Origin of the sequence: Paenibacillus sp. WLX2291, from assembly GCF_046603665.1 — a bacterium.
GTDB lineage: Bacteria > Bacillota > Bacilli > Paenibacillales > Paenibacillaceae > Saccharibacillus.
In genome coordinates this window covers 3,865,132-3,878,991 of record NZ_CP176755.1, presented here as the reverse complement: position 1 = coordinate 3,878,991, position 13,860 = coordinate 3,865,132, and the positions used below count along the sequence as shown (strand labels likewise).

General features: G+C 49.2%; 12 protein-coding genes. All 12 read left to right on the top strand.

What is annotated here, in order from left to right; translation table 11 throughout:
* Positions 1-48: 48 nt before the first annotated feature.
* Positions 49-1,248, top strand: a complete 1,200-nt coding sequence (locus ACDE64_RS16585; RefSeq protein WP_411347548.1) for an exonuclease SbcCD subunit D — start codon at positions 49-51, stop codon at positions 1,246-1,248.
* Positions 1,245-4,766, top strand: coding sequence for an AAA family ATPase (locus ACDE64_RS16580; RefSeq protein ID WP_411347547.1), 3,522 nt, complete (start codon positions 1,245-1,247; stop codon positions 4,764-4,766). The genes ACDE64_RS16585 and ACDE64_RS16580 overlap by 4 nt, the downstream gene beginning before the upstream one ends.
* A 76-nt stretch (positions 4,767-4,842) precedes the next feature.
* Positions 4,843-5,211, top strand: a complete 369-nt coding sequence (locus ACDE64_RS16575) for a histidine triad nucleotide-binding protein (RefSeq protein ID WP_411347546.1) — start codon at positions 4,843-4,845, stop codon at positions 5,209-5,211.
* Between the two features lie 400 nt (positions 5,212-5,611).
* On the top strand, positions 5,612-5,785 hold the full coding sequence (gene rpsU, locus ACDE64_RS16570) for a 30S ribosomal protein S21 (protein WP_005547957.1): 174 nt from the start codon (positions 5,612-5,614) through the stop codon (positions 5,783-5,785).
* A gap of 15 nt (positions 5,786-5,800) precedes the next feature.
* Positions 5,801-6,244: a GatB/YqeY domain-containing protein gene (locus ACDE64_RS16565; RefSeq protein ID WP_411343214.1), complete on the top strand. Its 444-nt coding sequence runs from the start codon at positions 5,801-5,803 to the stop codon at positions 6,242-6,244.
* 241 nt (positions 6,245-6,485) lie between these two features.
* Complete coding sequence (locus ACDE64_RS16560) at positions 6,486-7,334, top strand: NfeD family protein (RefSeq protein WP_411343213.1); 849 nt, start codon at positions 6,486-6,488, stop codon at positions 7,332-7,334.
* Positions 7,335-7,548: 214 nt separating this feature from the next.
* The gene (gene floA, locus ACDE64_RS16555) at positions 7,549-8,553 is read left to right on the top strand and encodes a flotillin-like protein FloA (RefSeq protein WP_411343212.1); all 1,005 of its coding nucleotides are present in this window, start codon (positions 7,549-7,551) and stop codon (positions 8,551-8,553) included.
* 13 nt (positions 8,554-8,566) lie between these two features.
* Positions 8,567-9,253, top strand: a complete 687-nt coding sequence (locus ACDE64_RS16550) for a hypothetical protein (protein WP_411347545.1) — start codon at positions 8,567-8,569, stop codon at positions 9,251-9,253.
* Between the two features lie 285 nt (positions 9,254-9,538).
* The gene (locus ACDE64_RS16545; RefSeq protein ID WP_411343210.1) at positions 9,539-10,510 is read left to right on the top strand and encodes a PhoH family protein; all 972 of its coding nucleotides are present in this window, start codon (positions 9,539-9,541) and stop codon (positions 10,508-10,510) included.
* A gap of 65 nt (positions 10,511-10,575) precedes the next feature.
* The gene (locus ACDE64_RS16540) at positions 10,576-12,825 is read left to right on the top strand and encodes an HD family phosphohydrolase (RefSeq protein WP_411347544.1); all 2,250 of its coding nucleotides are present in this window, start codon (positions 10,576-10,578) and stop codon (positions 12,823-12,825) included.
* Positions 12,822-13,322 carry an rRNA maturation RNase YbeY gene (gene ybeY, locus ACDE64_RS16535; RefSeq protein WP_411347543.1) on the top strand — a complete coding sequence of 167 codons (501 nt, stop codon included), beginning with the start codon at positions 12,822-12,824 and terminating at the stop codon, positions 13,320-13,322. The genes ACDE64_RS16540 and ybeY overlap by 4 nt, the downstream gene beginning before the upstream one ends.
* The gene (locus ACDE64_RS16530) at positions 13,322-13,729 is read left to right on the top strand and encodes a diacylglycerol kinase family protein (protein ID WP_411343207.1); all 408 of its coding nucleotides are present in this window, start codon (positions 13,322-13,324) and stop codon (positions 13,727-13,729) included. The genes ybeY and ACDE64_RS16530 overlap by 1 nt, the downstream gene beginning before the upstream one ends.
* Positions 13,730-13,860 lie beyond the last annotated feature (131 nt).

The window sequence follows — 13,860 nt, the reverse complement described above, 5'->3', positions numbered from 1 at the left end:
AGGGTATGCCGATTCATGGCATGCCCTGTACGATAAAGGAGGAATTCTGTGCGTATTTTACATACCGCAGACTGGCATTTTGGCAAAACGCTGGAAGGCAGAAGTCGGCTGGAAGAGCAAATCGCTTTTGTCGATGAACTGGTCACACTGGCGGATGATCAACAAGCCGATCTGATCTTAATGGCGGGCGATGTGTACGATTCCGTCAATCCGCCGGCAATGGCGGAACAGCTATTTTATGAAGCGACAGCACGACTAACGCAAAATGGACGACCGATGGTCATTATTGCTGGTAACCATGATCAGCCGGAACGCATTTCATCCGCGGCTCCGCTTGTACGTGGCAGAGGGATTCATCTGCTTGGCGTACCGTCACCAACCGGATTAGAGATTTCCATTCCGCGTACTGGTGAAACGGCGGTTATCGCACCATTGTCTTACCCGTCCGAATCGCGGCTGAATGAGTTGCTGATCGACGATCATGATGAACATAATATTCGGCGTGCTTACAGTGAACGTGTCGGTCGACTGATGAAGCAGTTATCGGCAGGCTTCCGCGCAGATACAGTCAATCTGGCGATGAGTCATGTATACGTACTCGGCGGTGTCGAAACGGATTCCGAGCGTCCGATTCAAGTTGGTGGCGCTTATACCGTCGACCCGTCAGCGTTGTATACCGGCGCGCAATATACAGCACTCGGTCATTTACATCGAGCGCAGGCGGTCAAAGGGGAAGGTATGATCCGCTACAGCGGCTCCCCACTCGCATACAGCTTTTCCGAAGCCGGGCAAGCTAAATCAGTGACGATGCTCGACATTGTACCCGGCGCTGTACCGCAGATGGAAGAATTGTTCCTGAGCAGTGGACGTCCACTTGTACGCTGGAAGGCGAAGGGCGGTCTTGCCGAGGTCTATCAATGGCTAGACGAAGGACGCGATCCCAACGCCTTTATCGATCTAGAAATATCGTTACAGGAAGCATTGTCGATGGGCGATATTCAGAATCTGCGCAAAGCGTACAGTGGCATCGTCAACATTCGCCCGGTATACCCGCAAACTGAAGCTGAAGAACAATTTAGCGAGCGTGCACAATTACCAGTCCATGAATTGTTCCGCAAATTTTATGAGCGTCAGACTGGCGGGGCTGTACCGGACGACCGAATGGTTGAGATTTTCTTGGAACTGATCGATGGCGAGGAGCAACTGGAACCATCGTCAACGGAGACAGGTAAGGGAGTGCAGTCATGAAGCCTATATTATTAAAGCTGTCCGGTCTGCAAAGTTACCGTGAACAGCAAGAGATCGACTTTACTACCTTGTGTGAAACGGGATTGTTCGGCATCTTTGGACCGACTGGAAGTGGCAAGTCGACGGTACTGGATGCGATCACGCTAGCACTGTACGGCAAGGTCGAACGTGCACAGAATGGTACACAGGGCATCTTGAATCATTCGGAGGATGCGGTGTTTGTATCGTTTTCCTTTGAGCTGTTATCGGATGTCGGTACGCATCAGTACCGGGTCGAGCGACGCTTCAAGCGCACAGGCGAGCATACGGTGAGCAACAGCATGAGTCGTTTTATCGAATGTCTGGCAGACGGGGATCGTGTCATTGCTGACAAGCTGGGCGATGTGACTCGCTGTGTAGAAGACTATATCGGTCTGAAAATGGACGATTTCACTCGCGCCGTCGTATTGCCGCAGGGCAAATTTGCCGAGTTTTTATCATTAAAAGGTAGCGACCGGCGGCAGATGCTCCAGCGATTGTTCCATTTGGAAAAGTACGGCGACCGATTGATGCAAAAGCTCAGTCAGCGTGTCAAAGATACCGATAATCGTCTGGATCGACTTGCCGCCGAGCAAACCGGTCTGGGCGATGCGTCTGCTGATGCCGTCAAAGTTGCCAAAGAACGTTTGCAGCAGGCGGCGCAGGAAGCGGAGCAATTGCGTCAACGATTGCAGGAAGTGACCATCCGTCTGGAAAAGTTGGGCAAAGTACGTGAGCTGATCCATGAACAGTCATTACTACAACAGCGACTGGAGCAATTGTCCGGGAACGAGGACGCAATTGCTGCTCTTGAACAACAGTGGGAAGCAGCAGTATCTGCACAGACATTACTGCCTTTGCTGGACGGCTGGAAACAAATGCATCAGCAATCCCAGCAGGAGCAGCAACGCGCCGATGAATTGCACAATCAATGGAAGCAGGCAGAGCAAGCGTCTGTTCATGCAACGGAGCAGGAGCAACAGGCACGTCAGCAATTGAATCAGCACGAGCCACGGCTTCTGTCACGTCTGGAACAACTGCAACAAGCACTTACACTGCAAAAAGAATGCCGTGAACTAGAGCAGGCGCAGTTGCAACTGCATCAGCAATTGGAGCAGATTGCTGCCCAGCTCAACGATGCCCAGCAGCAAGCTCAGCGTGAGCAAGCGCTACTGGACAAAGCGCAAGCACTGCGCGAAGAATTGAACACACAGCTTCGCGCATCCGAAGTGCGCAGTCAGGATCGCCGCGAATTGCAAGAAGCGCAGCAACGATTGAATGCACTGGATACCGCTCGTTCTCGTTTCAAAGAATTGGAGCACGAGCAGCAAGCTCAACAGTCCGCCGCTTCACGATATGATGCAACATGGGAACAGCTGGAACAGGAAAATATCCGTTTTGGTAGTGAAGAACAGCATCTCTTCCAGCAAGCAACATCGTTGCAAAGTGAGCAGCAACATCAAGAGCAAATATTGTTGCAATTTCAGCAGCAGCTTCAGCAGTGGGAGCAGTCACATCATGCTGCCTCCAGAGAAGCCGAGACGCATCGTCTGGCTACCGTGCTGGCAGCTCAATTGCAAGATGGAGAACCATGCGCGGTCTGCGGATCAGTACATCACCCGCATCCTGCCAGTCTGCCGCAGAATTCCGAGCAAGCACCTACTGAGCAGGAGCAGGATGCGCTGCAAGTGATAGAGCAGCTACAACAATCGGCTCGTGAACATAGCGAAAGTATCCGCAGTCGTACCTTTGAATTGCGCACACTGCTGACGGATTGGGAGTGGCTGCACAGCGATGGATCCACTGTGGAAGCATATTCCCATACCGATGCAGCTTCTACGCAAGCACAAACAGAGTTAGCGGAACAAGATCGACTTGCCAAGCAAGATCCATACAACACTGAATTTGCAGGTTCCTATGCAAGTCTTGCTTTCCAAGATAAGACAGATGTCAACTCTATGCAGAAAGAAGCTACAAACTGGCTGAATGCATATGTAGCGCAAACTAGCGATCTGGAACAGCGTATTCATCAACTGCGTCAACAATTGCGCAATTGGCGCCAACAACAGCGTGATTGGTCGCAGCGTCGTACTGCATTGCAAGCGGAGCGTCAGAGTGCCCAGCGGTTGCTGGAACAATCCCGCAACCGACTGGAAGCTACTCAGCAGCAGACCCAGCAGTTGTTACAGGACTGGCAACAGCATCATCCAGAGCTGACCGAGCAGCAAGCAAGAGAACGGTTTGCCGATCTTACACGTCTGGATGAACAAGCAGATCAAATTCGAGGACGTTTGGAAAAGAGTGCGCCTTATATTGAAGAGCGAAGCCAAGCGATTCGCCAATATGAGCAGCAGATCAATACGCTAGAACGTCAGCAGATTCAGGAACGCACTCGTTATGAAGGCGATCAGCGATATTTACAGGAAAAACAAAACCTGTTGCAGCAGTGGATTGGAGAGCAATCTGCCGAGCAGCTGATTACCGAAGCGAACAATGAGCTGAATCAGTATCGCCACGAAGCGACGCAATGGGCTGAGCGGCTTCGTAGCGCGCAGCAGTTGCACCAACAGGCAGGTCAACATCACGCCCTTGCCGTGCAATCCGCGCAATCTCTATCCGCGCAGTCTGAACAGGCTGCACAGCGTTGGCAGCAGGCGCTGGAGCAATCGCGCTTTGACGATGAGCATCACGTAGCAGCGGCGCGGATGGATGAGCAGCAACTGCAAGCAGCACGTCAGCGGATTGACAGTCACCGTGAACAGCAGCGCGAGCTAAGTGTTCATTTGCGTGAGCTGGAATCCAAGCTGGATGGTCAAACGGTGTCAGAAGAACAATGGCAGCAGTTGCAACAGGAATGGCAGGAGACGCGTCAAGCGGACGAAGCAGCACTGGAGTATCGTGCACGCGCTACGCGCGATTTTGAAGATCTGGAACAGCGGCATGTTCGCTGGTTGGAACTGGAACGTCAACGGACAGAGCTTGCCGTAGAATCCAATCATTTATCCAAATTGCAGGCAAGTATGCGTGGTAACGCATTTGTAGAATATATCGCTGAGGAGCAGTTAATGCAGGTCAGCCTGGCAGCTTCGGAGAGACTACGCTTCTTGACCCGACAGCGCTATTCGCTGGAAGTCGATTCCGGCGGCGGCTTTGTCATTTGCGATAACGGCAACGGCGGTATTCGTCGTCCAGTGTCCACCTTGTCCGGCGGTGAGACGTTCCTGACTTCACTATCCCTTGCGCTGGCATTGTCAGCACAGATTCAACTACGCGGGCAATATCCGCTTCAGTTCTTTTTCTTGGATGAAGGATTTGGTACACTTGATCCCGAACTTCTGGATACAGTCGTTACGTCGCTTGAGAAATTGCACACGGATCGTCTGTCCGTCGGCATTATCAGCCACGTACCGGAGCTACGTATGCGGCTGCCTCGCAAATTGGTGGTCGTACCGGCAGAGCAGGCGGGCGTCGGTTCACGCGTCGTAATGGAAACGATGTAATATACGTTCAACGAGCTAGTAATGTACGATCATTTGATCGAATCCAATACGTGTAACGATGAAAGGGGAAGTTTCCATGTTCAAAGAAGATTGCCTATTTTGTAAAATCGCCGCTGGCACCATCCCCGGCAACAAAGTGTATGAAGACGACTGTATTCTTGCTTTTCACGATATCGCCCCGGCAGCACCTGTGCATGTGCTGATCATTCCGAAAAAGCATATCGATTCCATGAATGAGGTGACTACCGACGATCTGCCATTGATTGCTGATATTCACGGCATCGCAATTCAACTGGCAAAAGAACTTAACGTAGATCAATCCGGCTACCGTCTCATCAACAACTGCGGTCCAGATAGCGGACAAGCAGTGCAGCATGTGCATTATCATCTACTCGGTGGTAACAAGCTGGGCGCCCTGATCGGCAATTCTGATTCGCACGCATAACAGTTTATTGGAATGGACGGCGCACACAAGCATACGCATTTCGTTCATTGATTAGCGCTCGATCTAGCATCGGACATACAAAAATTACGTAAAAAAGATTCCGTTTACAGCATTACGATCACGGCACAGCAACAATAGTTCGCAATAGAGAGATAACGATTATAGTGTCAAACACAACCACATCGTGCGCTATGACAGCTTCAGACTGTGGATAAGTGATCAATTGACGGACTAATATTATCCATTTTTAATCCAAAATAACAATTTGATCAGATTCGTCATAAAAAAATGCTGGAAAAAGCTGTGTTGATGTTGACACTGTAATCCATTCTCACCTATAATGAAAGTTGATAAGCCGTGTTATTTTTCCGGACGGTCTGGTCGGAGGGAGGGAAAACTGGTGTCTGAAACGAAAGTTCGCAAAAACGAAACAATTGATGCAGCACTTCGTCGCTTCAAACGCTCCATCGCTAAAGATGGCGTTCTGGCTGAGGTGAAAAAACGCAAACATTATGAAAAGCCGAGCGTAAAGCGTAAGAAAAAATCTGAGGCTGCGCGCAAAAGAAAGTTTTAGGAGGATTTATCCGTCATGAGTCTTAGCGAACGATTGAACGAGGATATGAAGCAGGCGATGAGGGACAAGGATAAGTTTAAATTGTCCACCATCCGCATGGTCCGTTCGACGATTAAAAATCAGGAAATTGATTTGAAACGCGATTTGAACGACGATGAAGTGCTTGATATTCTTAGCCGTGAGATCAAACAGCGCAAAGATGCCCTCCAAGAATTTGAGAAAGCAGGTCGTGACGACCTGACAACTAACCTTAGAGCGGAAATTGAGATCGTTTCAGAGTATCTTCCTGCCCAGCTTTCTGAAGAAGAAATTAAAGTCATTGTACAGCAGACCATCCTGGAGACCGGTGCTTCTTCAAAAGCCGATATGGGGAAAGTAATGAGCGCCTTGATGCCTAAGGTCAAAGGTCGCGCAGACGGAAAAGTTGTGAACCAAGCGGTTCAGCAGCTTCTGCAATAAACAAATTCAAAAGCACCTTCTTTACTCGTTAAAGAAGGTGCTTTTTTCTGTACCTTTTTAGAGAAGGCTCACATTTAATATGAAGATTATTACATTTTTGTGAAACGTCGCAGCGTATTGTGCGTATAATAAAGTATAAGCAGTTTCTGCTGTTTACTTGGTCATTTTGACAGGAATGACCGTAAACGGTATGTCCAGCCTTGTTCAGAATGTACAGCTGAAAAGAAGGGGGCAAGATCATATGATGATGTACAACGATGGCGGAAAGGATTACCGTCGTCCATCCTTAACTTGGGGAATACTTGCGCTAACGCTGATTGTAGGTCTGCTGGCGTATGCATTGCCGGTTCATGCCGCAGCCGAAACTGTGCAGGCGACCCAGTCAGGAGTCGGAACTGGCATTGCTGCATTTTTGACCCACCCAGTCGTTCAAACGTTGCTCTTGTTTGTCGGGATTGCAGGGATTGCAATTGAAATTCTCGTGCCAGGCGTGATCGCGCCGGGAGCAGTTGGCGTTATTGCGTTTGGATTGTTTTTCTACGGCGGACAGCTGGCTGGTTACTCGGGTTCCTTAACATGGATTCTGTTCGCTGCCGGTTTACTGTTGCTAGTACTGGAATTTTTCATACCAAGCTTTGGCATATTAGGAATCTTGGGGGCGGGGAGCTTGATCTACGCGGTTGTACAGGCTGCACGTGATACATCGGATGCGCTGCTTTCACTAGGCATTGCTTTTGTAGCGGCTGCAATCGTTGTTAGTATCGTTGCATACATTTTCCGTAAGCGCGGTGTTTGGAATCGTTTTATTCTGAGCGAGCAATTGACCTCGGATGAGAGTTATATGGCGAATTTACAGCGTGAGCAGCTAATCGGTCTAGAAGGGACAAGTTTGACACCTCTGCGTCCATCGGGAACGATCTTGATCGAAGGTCGTCATATCGACGTAGTAACGCAAGGCGGTTATATTGAGCGCGATCGTCATGTGAAGGTTGTCCGTATCGACGGTAGCCGCATCATTGTAGATGAATGGTCAGCATCCAAAGAAGCCTCTCGTTCCGAATCTGCTACATCTGCCGATTCCGCCAATTAATCACAGAATCTCCTATTGCAGCACTCCTGTCGTATCATCCGGCGCAAGCTTTTCAGTTGTACCGTACCGGGAAGGGCGGACCCGCAAGGCACAGGCAGTTTCACTGCATGACTGCCTGCGCTGACCGCTGTTCTTACATAACTATGACGGTCAATTACAGCCACAACGCCGGCCGTTTGACCCAATCCAATGAAATCGGAGCGTGATGAATGAAATGACTTCACCTATCGTAAGCGCTATTTTTATTATTGTAGTTGCCATTATTGTGCTTAGCGTGTTTTTCAGCTTTTTCCCATTAGCGCTGTGGATTTCCGCAGTCGCATCCGGCGTACGTGTCGGCATCATTACCCTTGTAGCGATGCGTCTGCGTCGTGTTGTGCCATCCCGTATCGTCAACCCGCAGATCAAAGCGCACAAAGCTGGTCTAGGTCTGAATTTGAATCAACTGGAAAGTCACTATCTGGCAGGTGGTAATGTTGACCGTGTTGTTAACGCCCTGATCGCTGCGCAGCGTGCGAATATTCCGCTGGAATTTGAACGTGCAGCTGCGATTGACCTTGCCGGTCGTGACGTACTGCAAGCCGTACAAATGAGCGTTAACCCGAAAGTGATCGAAACACCTGTCGTCGCTGCTGTTGCCAAGGACGGTATCGAAGTACGTGTTAAAGCGCGTGTTACTGTGCGTGCCAACATCGATCGTCTCGTCGGTGGTGCCGGCGAAGAAACGATCATTGCCCGTGTCGGTGAAGGTATCGTTACAACCGTCGGTTCCAGTGATTCCCATAAACAAGTACTGGAAAATCCCGACCTGATCTCCCGTACCGTTTTGCAGAAAGGTCTGGACTCTGGTACAGCTTTTGAAATTCTGTCCATCGATATCGCGGACGTTGATGTAGGTAAAAACATCGGCGCGATGCTGCAAACCGAGCAGGCGGAAGCTGACAAACGCATCGCTCAGGCAAAAGCCGAGGAACGCCGTGCGATGGCGGTTGCACAGGAACAAGAGATGAAGGCACGCGTCGTAGAAATGAGAGCGCGCGTGGTCGAGTCCGAATCCGATGTACCGCTCGCAATGGCAGAAGCGCTCCGTAACGGACAGATGGGTGTGATGGATTATATGAACTTGAAAAATATCGAAGCAGATACACAGATGAGAGGCTCGCTTGGCAAAGCCAATGATCCGAATCAGGGCGGTAACGATCAACAGCCATTGAAATAAGGATGTGTAGCATATGATCGATTTTGTGTTAAGCAATCTGTATATTGTGGTCATTATTGCCTTTGCCATTTTTACAGCGATTAGTAGTCGTTCTGGTAAAAGTAAAAACCGTCGCAGTAATCCGGGGATGCCAACTTTTGGTGGCGGACCGATGAATCGACAGGATGGCAACAATCGCCCAACCCAACCACATCCGTGGAATGCTCCCCAGCAGGAGAGCGAAGAGGAGGTGCAGCGCCGTTATCAGGAAGCGCAGCGTCGCTACGATATGGAGCAGCCGCGCGGCAGTCTGGATGAAGGCACATCGACGGAAAGCCCTACCTATTCGCGTAATGATGAAGGTGAATTGTCCGCAGGTACTTCGGGCAACAGCCGTGAAGGTTCACGCTCAGAATACGACGATCGCCAGAATATTGGACGTAATGCGGATGATTATCGCAAAGAAATGCAGCAACGTCTGGATCAACTGAATAATGTATTGGGCGAACGAACAAGAGATATGACTGACCAACCGCGCAGTACACAACGAACATCATCAGCATCGCAGAGTAAGGGTACACGCAATACATCAGCAGAAGGTTTGAAGCTGGATGCTGATCAGGCAACACAGGGCGTGTTGTGGGCGGAGATCTTGAGTGCACCGCGCTCGCGTCAAGCGCAGGGCTGGGGACGAATCAATAGCCAGCGCAAGCCATCTTAAATGATGGGACGTCGTTCATGTATTATCTTCTCTGTTTCATAGAATGTTAATATTGAACAGAAGACAGATACTACGACGATGCAGTAATAAGCCGATTCCGCGAGGGATCGGCTTATTTTTCCATCAACACTGCGTTAGAGTCGGCAGGGCTGCTTCAAAAGAACCAATGAGGGTGAATAATAGCATCGTACCCCTCCAAAAAATTTTGCATGACTCTCGATACAATGGTAAAGTTTATGAGAAGGTATGGACACTATAATTTATTATTGAGGAGATTGAGGCTATTTGTCAGAGCAAACGCAAAGCATCAGAATTCCCCTGCAAAATGCAGAAGAAGGACTGTCCTTGTTCGGTCCTCAGGACCAGTTTCTGAAGATTATCGAACGCGAGACAGAAGCGAGAATCGGCAGCCGTGAAGCCGAGATTGTTATCCAGGGTTCCGTTCCAGTCGTGGATCAGGTACAGCAGTTGTTTGAAGTACTGCTTGAACTTGTTCGCAAAGGCTACGTGTTGACCGAACGGGATATTTTATATGCCATTGAGCTTGCCAAAGACATGCGAGCGGATCAATTGCTCGACTTATATAAAGGAGAAATCACCCAGACCTTCCGCGGCAAACCGATTCGAGTCAAAACGATCGGGCAAAAGCACTATGTCAGCACGATTCAAAAACGTGATATCGTGTTCGGCATCGGTCCAGCGGGTACAGGTAAAACGTATCTCGCAGTCGTGCTTGCTGTTGCTGCATTGAAGGAAGGCAAGGTCAAGCGCATCGTGCTGACAAGACCAGCGGTGGAAGCGGGCGAAAGTTTAGGCTTTTTGCCGGGCGATTTGCAGGAAAAGGTAGATCCTTATCTGCGTCCACTGTATGATGCTCTGTATGACGTTATGGGTCAGGAGCAGACCGCAAAAGCACTAGAACGTGGTCTGATCGAGATTGCGCCGCTTGCTTACATGCGCGGACGCACACTGGATGATTCCTTCATCATTCTTGATGAAGCGCAAAATACGACAGCAGAACAGATGAAGATGTTCCTAACCCGGCTTGGCTTCGGCTCCAAGATGGTCATTACCGGAGACGTGACTCAGATCGACCTGCCACGCGGCAAAAAATCCGGTCTGGTAGAGGCGCGTCTCATATTGGACGGCATCGGAGAGATCGGTTTTGTAACATTCGCCGAGCAGGACGTGGTGCGGCATTCACTGGTACAAAAAATTATCGTTGCTTATGATAAAGCATCGGAGAATCTGGAATAGCAGATGGTCAGTGGATACGCAGCATCCGCACATTTTGAATATTCAGAAGTGAGAGGACTGTATGTATGACTTCCAAGGAACCGTCCCCAAGTAACAAAACATTCTATTCCAGACTCGCTGGCTGGAAAACCGACCGCCTATCGCGCTATATTTTGTTTGCGCTCCTGTTGGTACTATTTTATGTCAGTCTGGCGCCGAATTTGCTGCCACAGCGCTTTGATCTGCGTGTCGGTGCAGTTACCGAAAAGGATATCGTTGCACCGATGCAGATTCCGAACAATAAGGCAACATTGCAGGCGCAGGAAACGGCAGCTGAGCGGGTGGAGTCGGTCTATACGATCGTATCCATGCATCGGGAAAATGTAATTGCTCAGATGCTGGAGCGGATCGAATCCCTGAATCAGGATGATCAGATTTCGAGTGCGGATAAGGCGCAGATTTACAGCCAGGAGATTCCCGGGCGTATTCGTAACTCTGTAGCTAACTTTATTCGCAATCATCGCGATGCTAGTAATTATTCTTCCCAGCTGCTGGATGAGATGCAAAGTACGATTTCCAATCAGACATACAGCATTCCGGAAGAAACGTTTCTAAAGATACCGCGTCTATCAACTGATGATGTGCAGCAGATGAGCCAGGTAGCAGCAACGATTGTTACACGGCTGATGAGCGATCAGATCACGGATGCTCAATCTGCGCGTGCACGCGTAGCAGAGTTGGTGAATACTAGCTCACTGGAGAGCCGTACTGCTCGTGAGGTTATGCAAGAATTGATTCGTGGTGTACTGACAGCAAACAAGTTCTATGACGAAGAAGCAACCAAAGCAGCCAAAGTGGAAGCACGTGAGAATACGCCGATCGTTTACGTGCAACAAGGGGAAGTGATCGTTCCTGCGGGTCAGATTATTACCCAGGAAATGTACACCTTGTTGGATGAGAACAACTTACTTAAAAATGAGGTCAACTACTGGCCGCAGCTCGGTTTGTTGATGTTTGCCTTTTTATTAACGCTAGGTATCTATGTGTTTTTCCGTCAGTCAGCGCAGCGTGGCACCTACTATAACAATTCGCAGCTGTTGATGCTAATCTTGATTTTTGCCATTTGTATCGTTACGTTCCATCTGGTACGTATTTTGCAAACAGGCAATTCGCCATACTTCGGCTATCTCGTACCGGCAGCACTAGGTGCGATGCTGATTACTCTGTTGCTGGACTTGCATCTAGCATACATTTGCTCTGTTATACTGAGTGTGATCGTTAGTGTTATTTTGAATATGCGTCAGGGTGAGATGTTTGATTATCAATTTGGCTTGTTTACGCTCGTTGTGTCACTGGCAGTAATTCACTCTATTCATCGAGCAAGTCAACGATCGACCATTTTAAAGGCTGGCATTATGGCGTGTCTATTCGGTGCGTTTTCGGTGCTCACACTCGTATTGCTGAATGATAGCGAGTGGACGCGTATGACGGTGCTGTATACGCTTGGATTTGCCTTTATTGGTGGTCTTCTTAGTACAGTACTCGTGCTTGGTCTAATGCCGTTTTTCGAAACGACATTTGGCATTTTGTCAGCGCTCAAGCTGATCGAGTTGTCCAATCCGAATCATCCATTACTGCGCAAGCTGCTGATCGAGACGCCGGGTACGTATCATCATAGCGTTATGGTCGGCAATCTATCAGAAGCTGCTGCTGAGGCGATTGGTGCCAATGGATTGCTATGCCGGGTCGGTTCGTATTATCATGATATCGGGAAAACGAAACGTCCGAGCTATTTTATCGAAAATCAAAATCATATGGAAAATCCGCATGACAGCATTGATCCAAAGCTGAGCAAATCGATCATTATTGCCCATGCGCGAGATGGCGTGGAAATGCAAAAGGAATACAAGCTGCCCAAGCCGATTCGCGATATTGCGGAGCAGCATCACGGCAGTACGTTCCTACATTTCTTTTACCATAAGGCGCTGAAGCAGGCAGAGGAGCAAGGCGTAGAGCCAGACTTTACCGAAGAGGATTTCCGTTATCCGGGTCCAAAAGCGCAGACGAAGGAAGCGGCAGTTGTCGGTATCGCTGATAGCGTGGAAGCGGCAGTGCGTTCGCTCAAGCAGCCAACAGTCGAGCAGGTCGAGACGATGATCGAGAAAATCATCAAAGGTCGCTTGGATGATCATCAGTTTAACGACTGTGATCTGACGATGAAAGAGCTGGATGTCGTCGCTCAAACGCTGAAAGAAGCAGTTATGGGGATTTTCCATTCACGGATCGAATATCCGGAAGATATCAAAAAGCCGGAGTCAAAGGAGAACAAAGCATGAGTTTACAGCTCGCATGGGAAAATGAGCAAACGGAATATGCAATCACAGCGGAGCTGATTGGCGTGCTGGAGCAGATTTTGCAAGCAGCAGGACAGCAAGAAGGTGTAACCGAGGGCGAAGTGGTGCTCACCTTTGTAGACGATGAAGCGATCCATGAGCTGAATCGCGAATACCGCAACATTGATCGTCCAACTGATGTACTGTCATTTGCGATGAACGAATCACTGGATGATGAGCCGGAGATTCACTATGGCAACAGTGAAGGACAGGATGCGGAACAATTACCAGGCGTGATGCTTGGTGATATTATCATTTCTGTACCGAAGGCGATTGCTCAGAGTGAGGACTATGGTCATTCTGTTGAACGTGAGCTTGGTTTCCTGTTTGTGCATGGATTTTTGCATCTGCTTGGCTACGATCATCAGGATGAGGAGAGCGAAGCAGAAATGATGGGCAAGCAGGAGCAGGTGCTGCGGCAGATTGGATTGACGCGCTGATGAAGAGATCGTGGAGAGACGTATTTTATACAGCTTATGAAGGCGTTGTTGCTACATTCCGTACGGAGCGTAATTTCCGCATTCATGTGCTGGCAACGCTTGTGATTGTTGCTGCCGGATGGTTTTTTGATGTGAGTCAAGTGGACTGGATTCTGTTAATTCTGGCGATTTCGCTGGTGCTTGGTACGGAATTGCTGAATACCGCTGTCGAAGCTACCGTAAATCTGTTCTCTCCCGATATACATCCGCTTGCCAAAAAAGCCAAGGATGCTGCCGCTGGTGCGGTATTGATCTCGTCGCTGGCTGCGGCAGTGATCGGTTTGATCGTGTTCTGGGACCCGTTCTGGATCTGGTTTCAAGCTTTGTCGTCCAGCGCGACATCGGGATCTTCGGGAATTTCCCGATAATCAGATAGCTGCGATGTTCGAGAATATGCATTTTATCATGAGCCCCTTGCCAAGATGGACTGGTAAGGGGTTTATTTTGCTGTGGAAACTATGTTTGCTATGGGCGAACGTGCATAAATGATGTAAAATAG

What these genes read in the sequence shown, in the direction of transcription:
- ACDE64_RS16560 (WP_411343213.1), top strand. Translation starts at nt 6,486, where the DNA reads ATGATGATGTACAACGATGGCGGAAAGGATTACCGTCGTCCATCCTTA.
- ACDE64_RS16530 (WP_411343207.1), top strand. Translation starts at nt 13,322, where the DNA reads ATGAAGAGATCGTGGAGAGACGTATTTTATACAGCTTATGAAGGCGTT.
- ACDE64_RS16540 (WP_411347544.1), top strand. Translation starts at nt 10,576, where the DNA reads ATGACTTCCAAGGAACCGTCCCCAAGTAACAAAACATTCTATTCCAGA.
- ACDE64_RS16565 (WP_411343214.1), top strand. Translation starts at nt 5,801, where the DNA reads ATGAGTCTTAGCGAACGATTGAACGAGGATATGAAGCAGGCGATGAGG.
- floA (WP_411343212.1), top strand. Translation starts at nt 7,549, where the DNA reads ATGACTTCACCTATCGTAAGCGCTATTTTTATTATTGTAGTTGCCATT.
- ACDE64_RS16580 (WP_411347547.1), top strand. Translation starts at nt 1,245, where the DNA reads ATGAAGCCTATATTATTAAAGCTGTCCGGTCTGCAAAGTTACCGTGAA.
- ACDE64_RS16575 (WP_411347546.1), top strand. Translation starts at nt 4,843, where the DNA reads ATGTTCAAAGAAGATTGCCTATTTTGTAAAATCGCCGCTGGCACCATC.
- ACDE64_RS16550 (WP_411347545.1), top strand. Translation starts at nt 8,567, where the DNA reads ATGATCGATTTTGTGTTAAGCAATCTGTATATTGTGGTCATTATTGCC.
- ybeY (WP_411347543.1), top strand. Translation starts at nt 12,822, where the DNA reads ATGAGTTTACAGCTCGCATGGGAAAATGAGCAAACGGAATATGCAATC.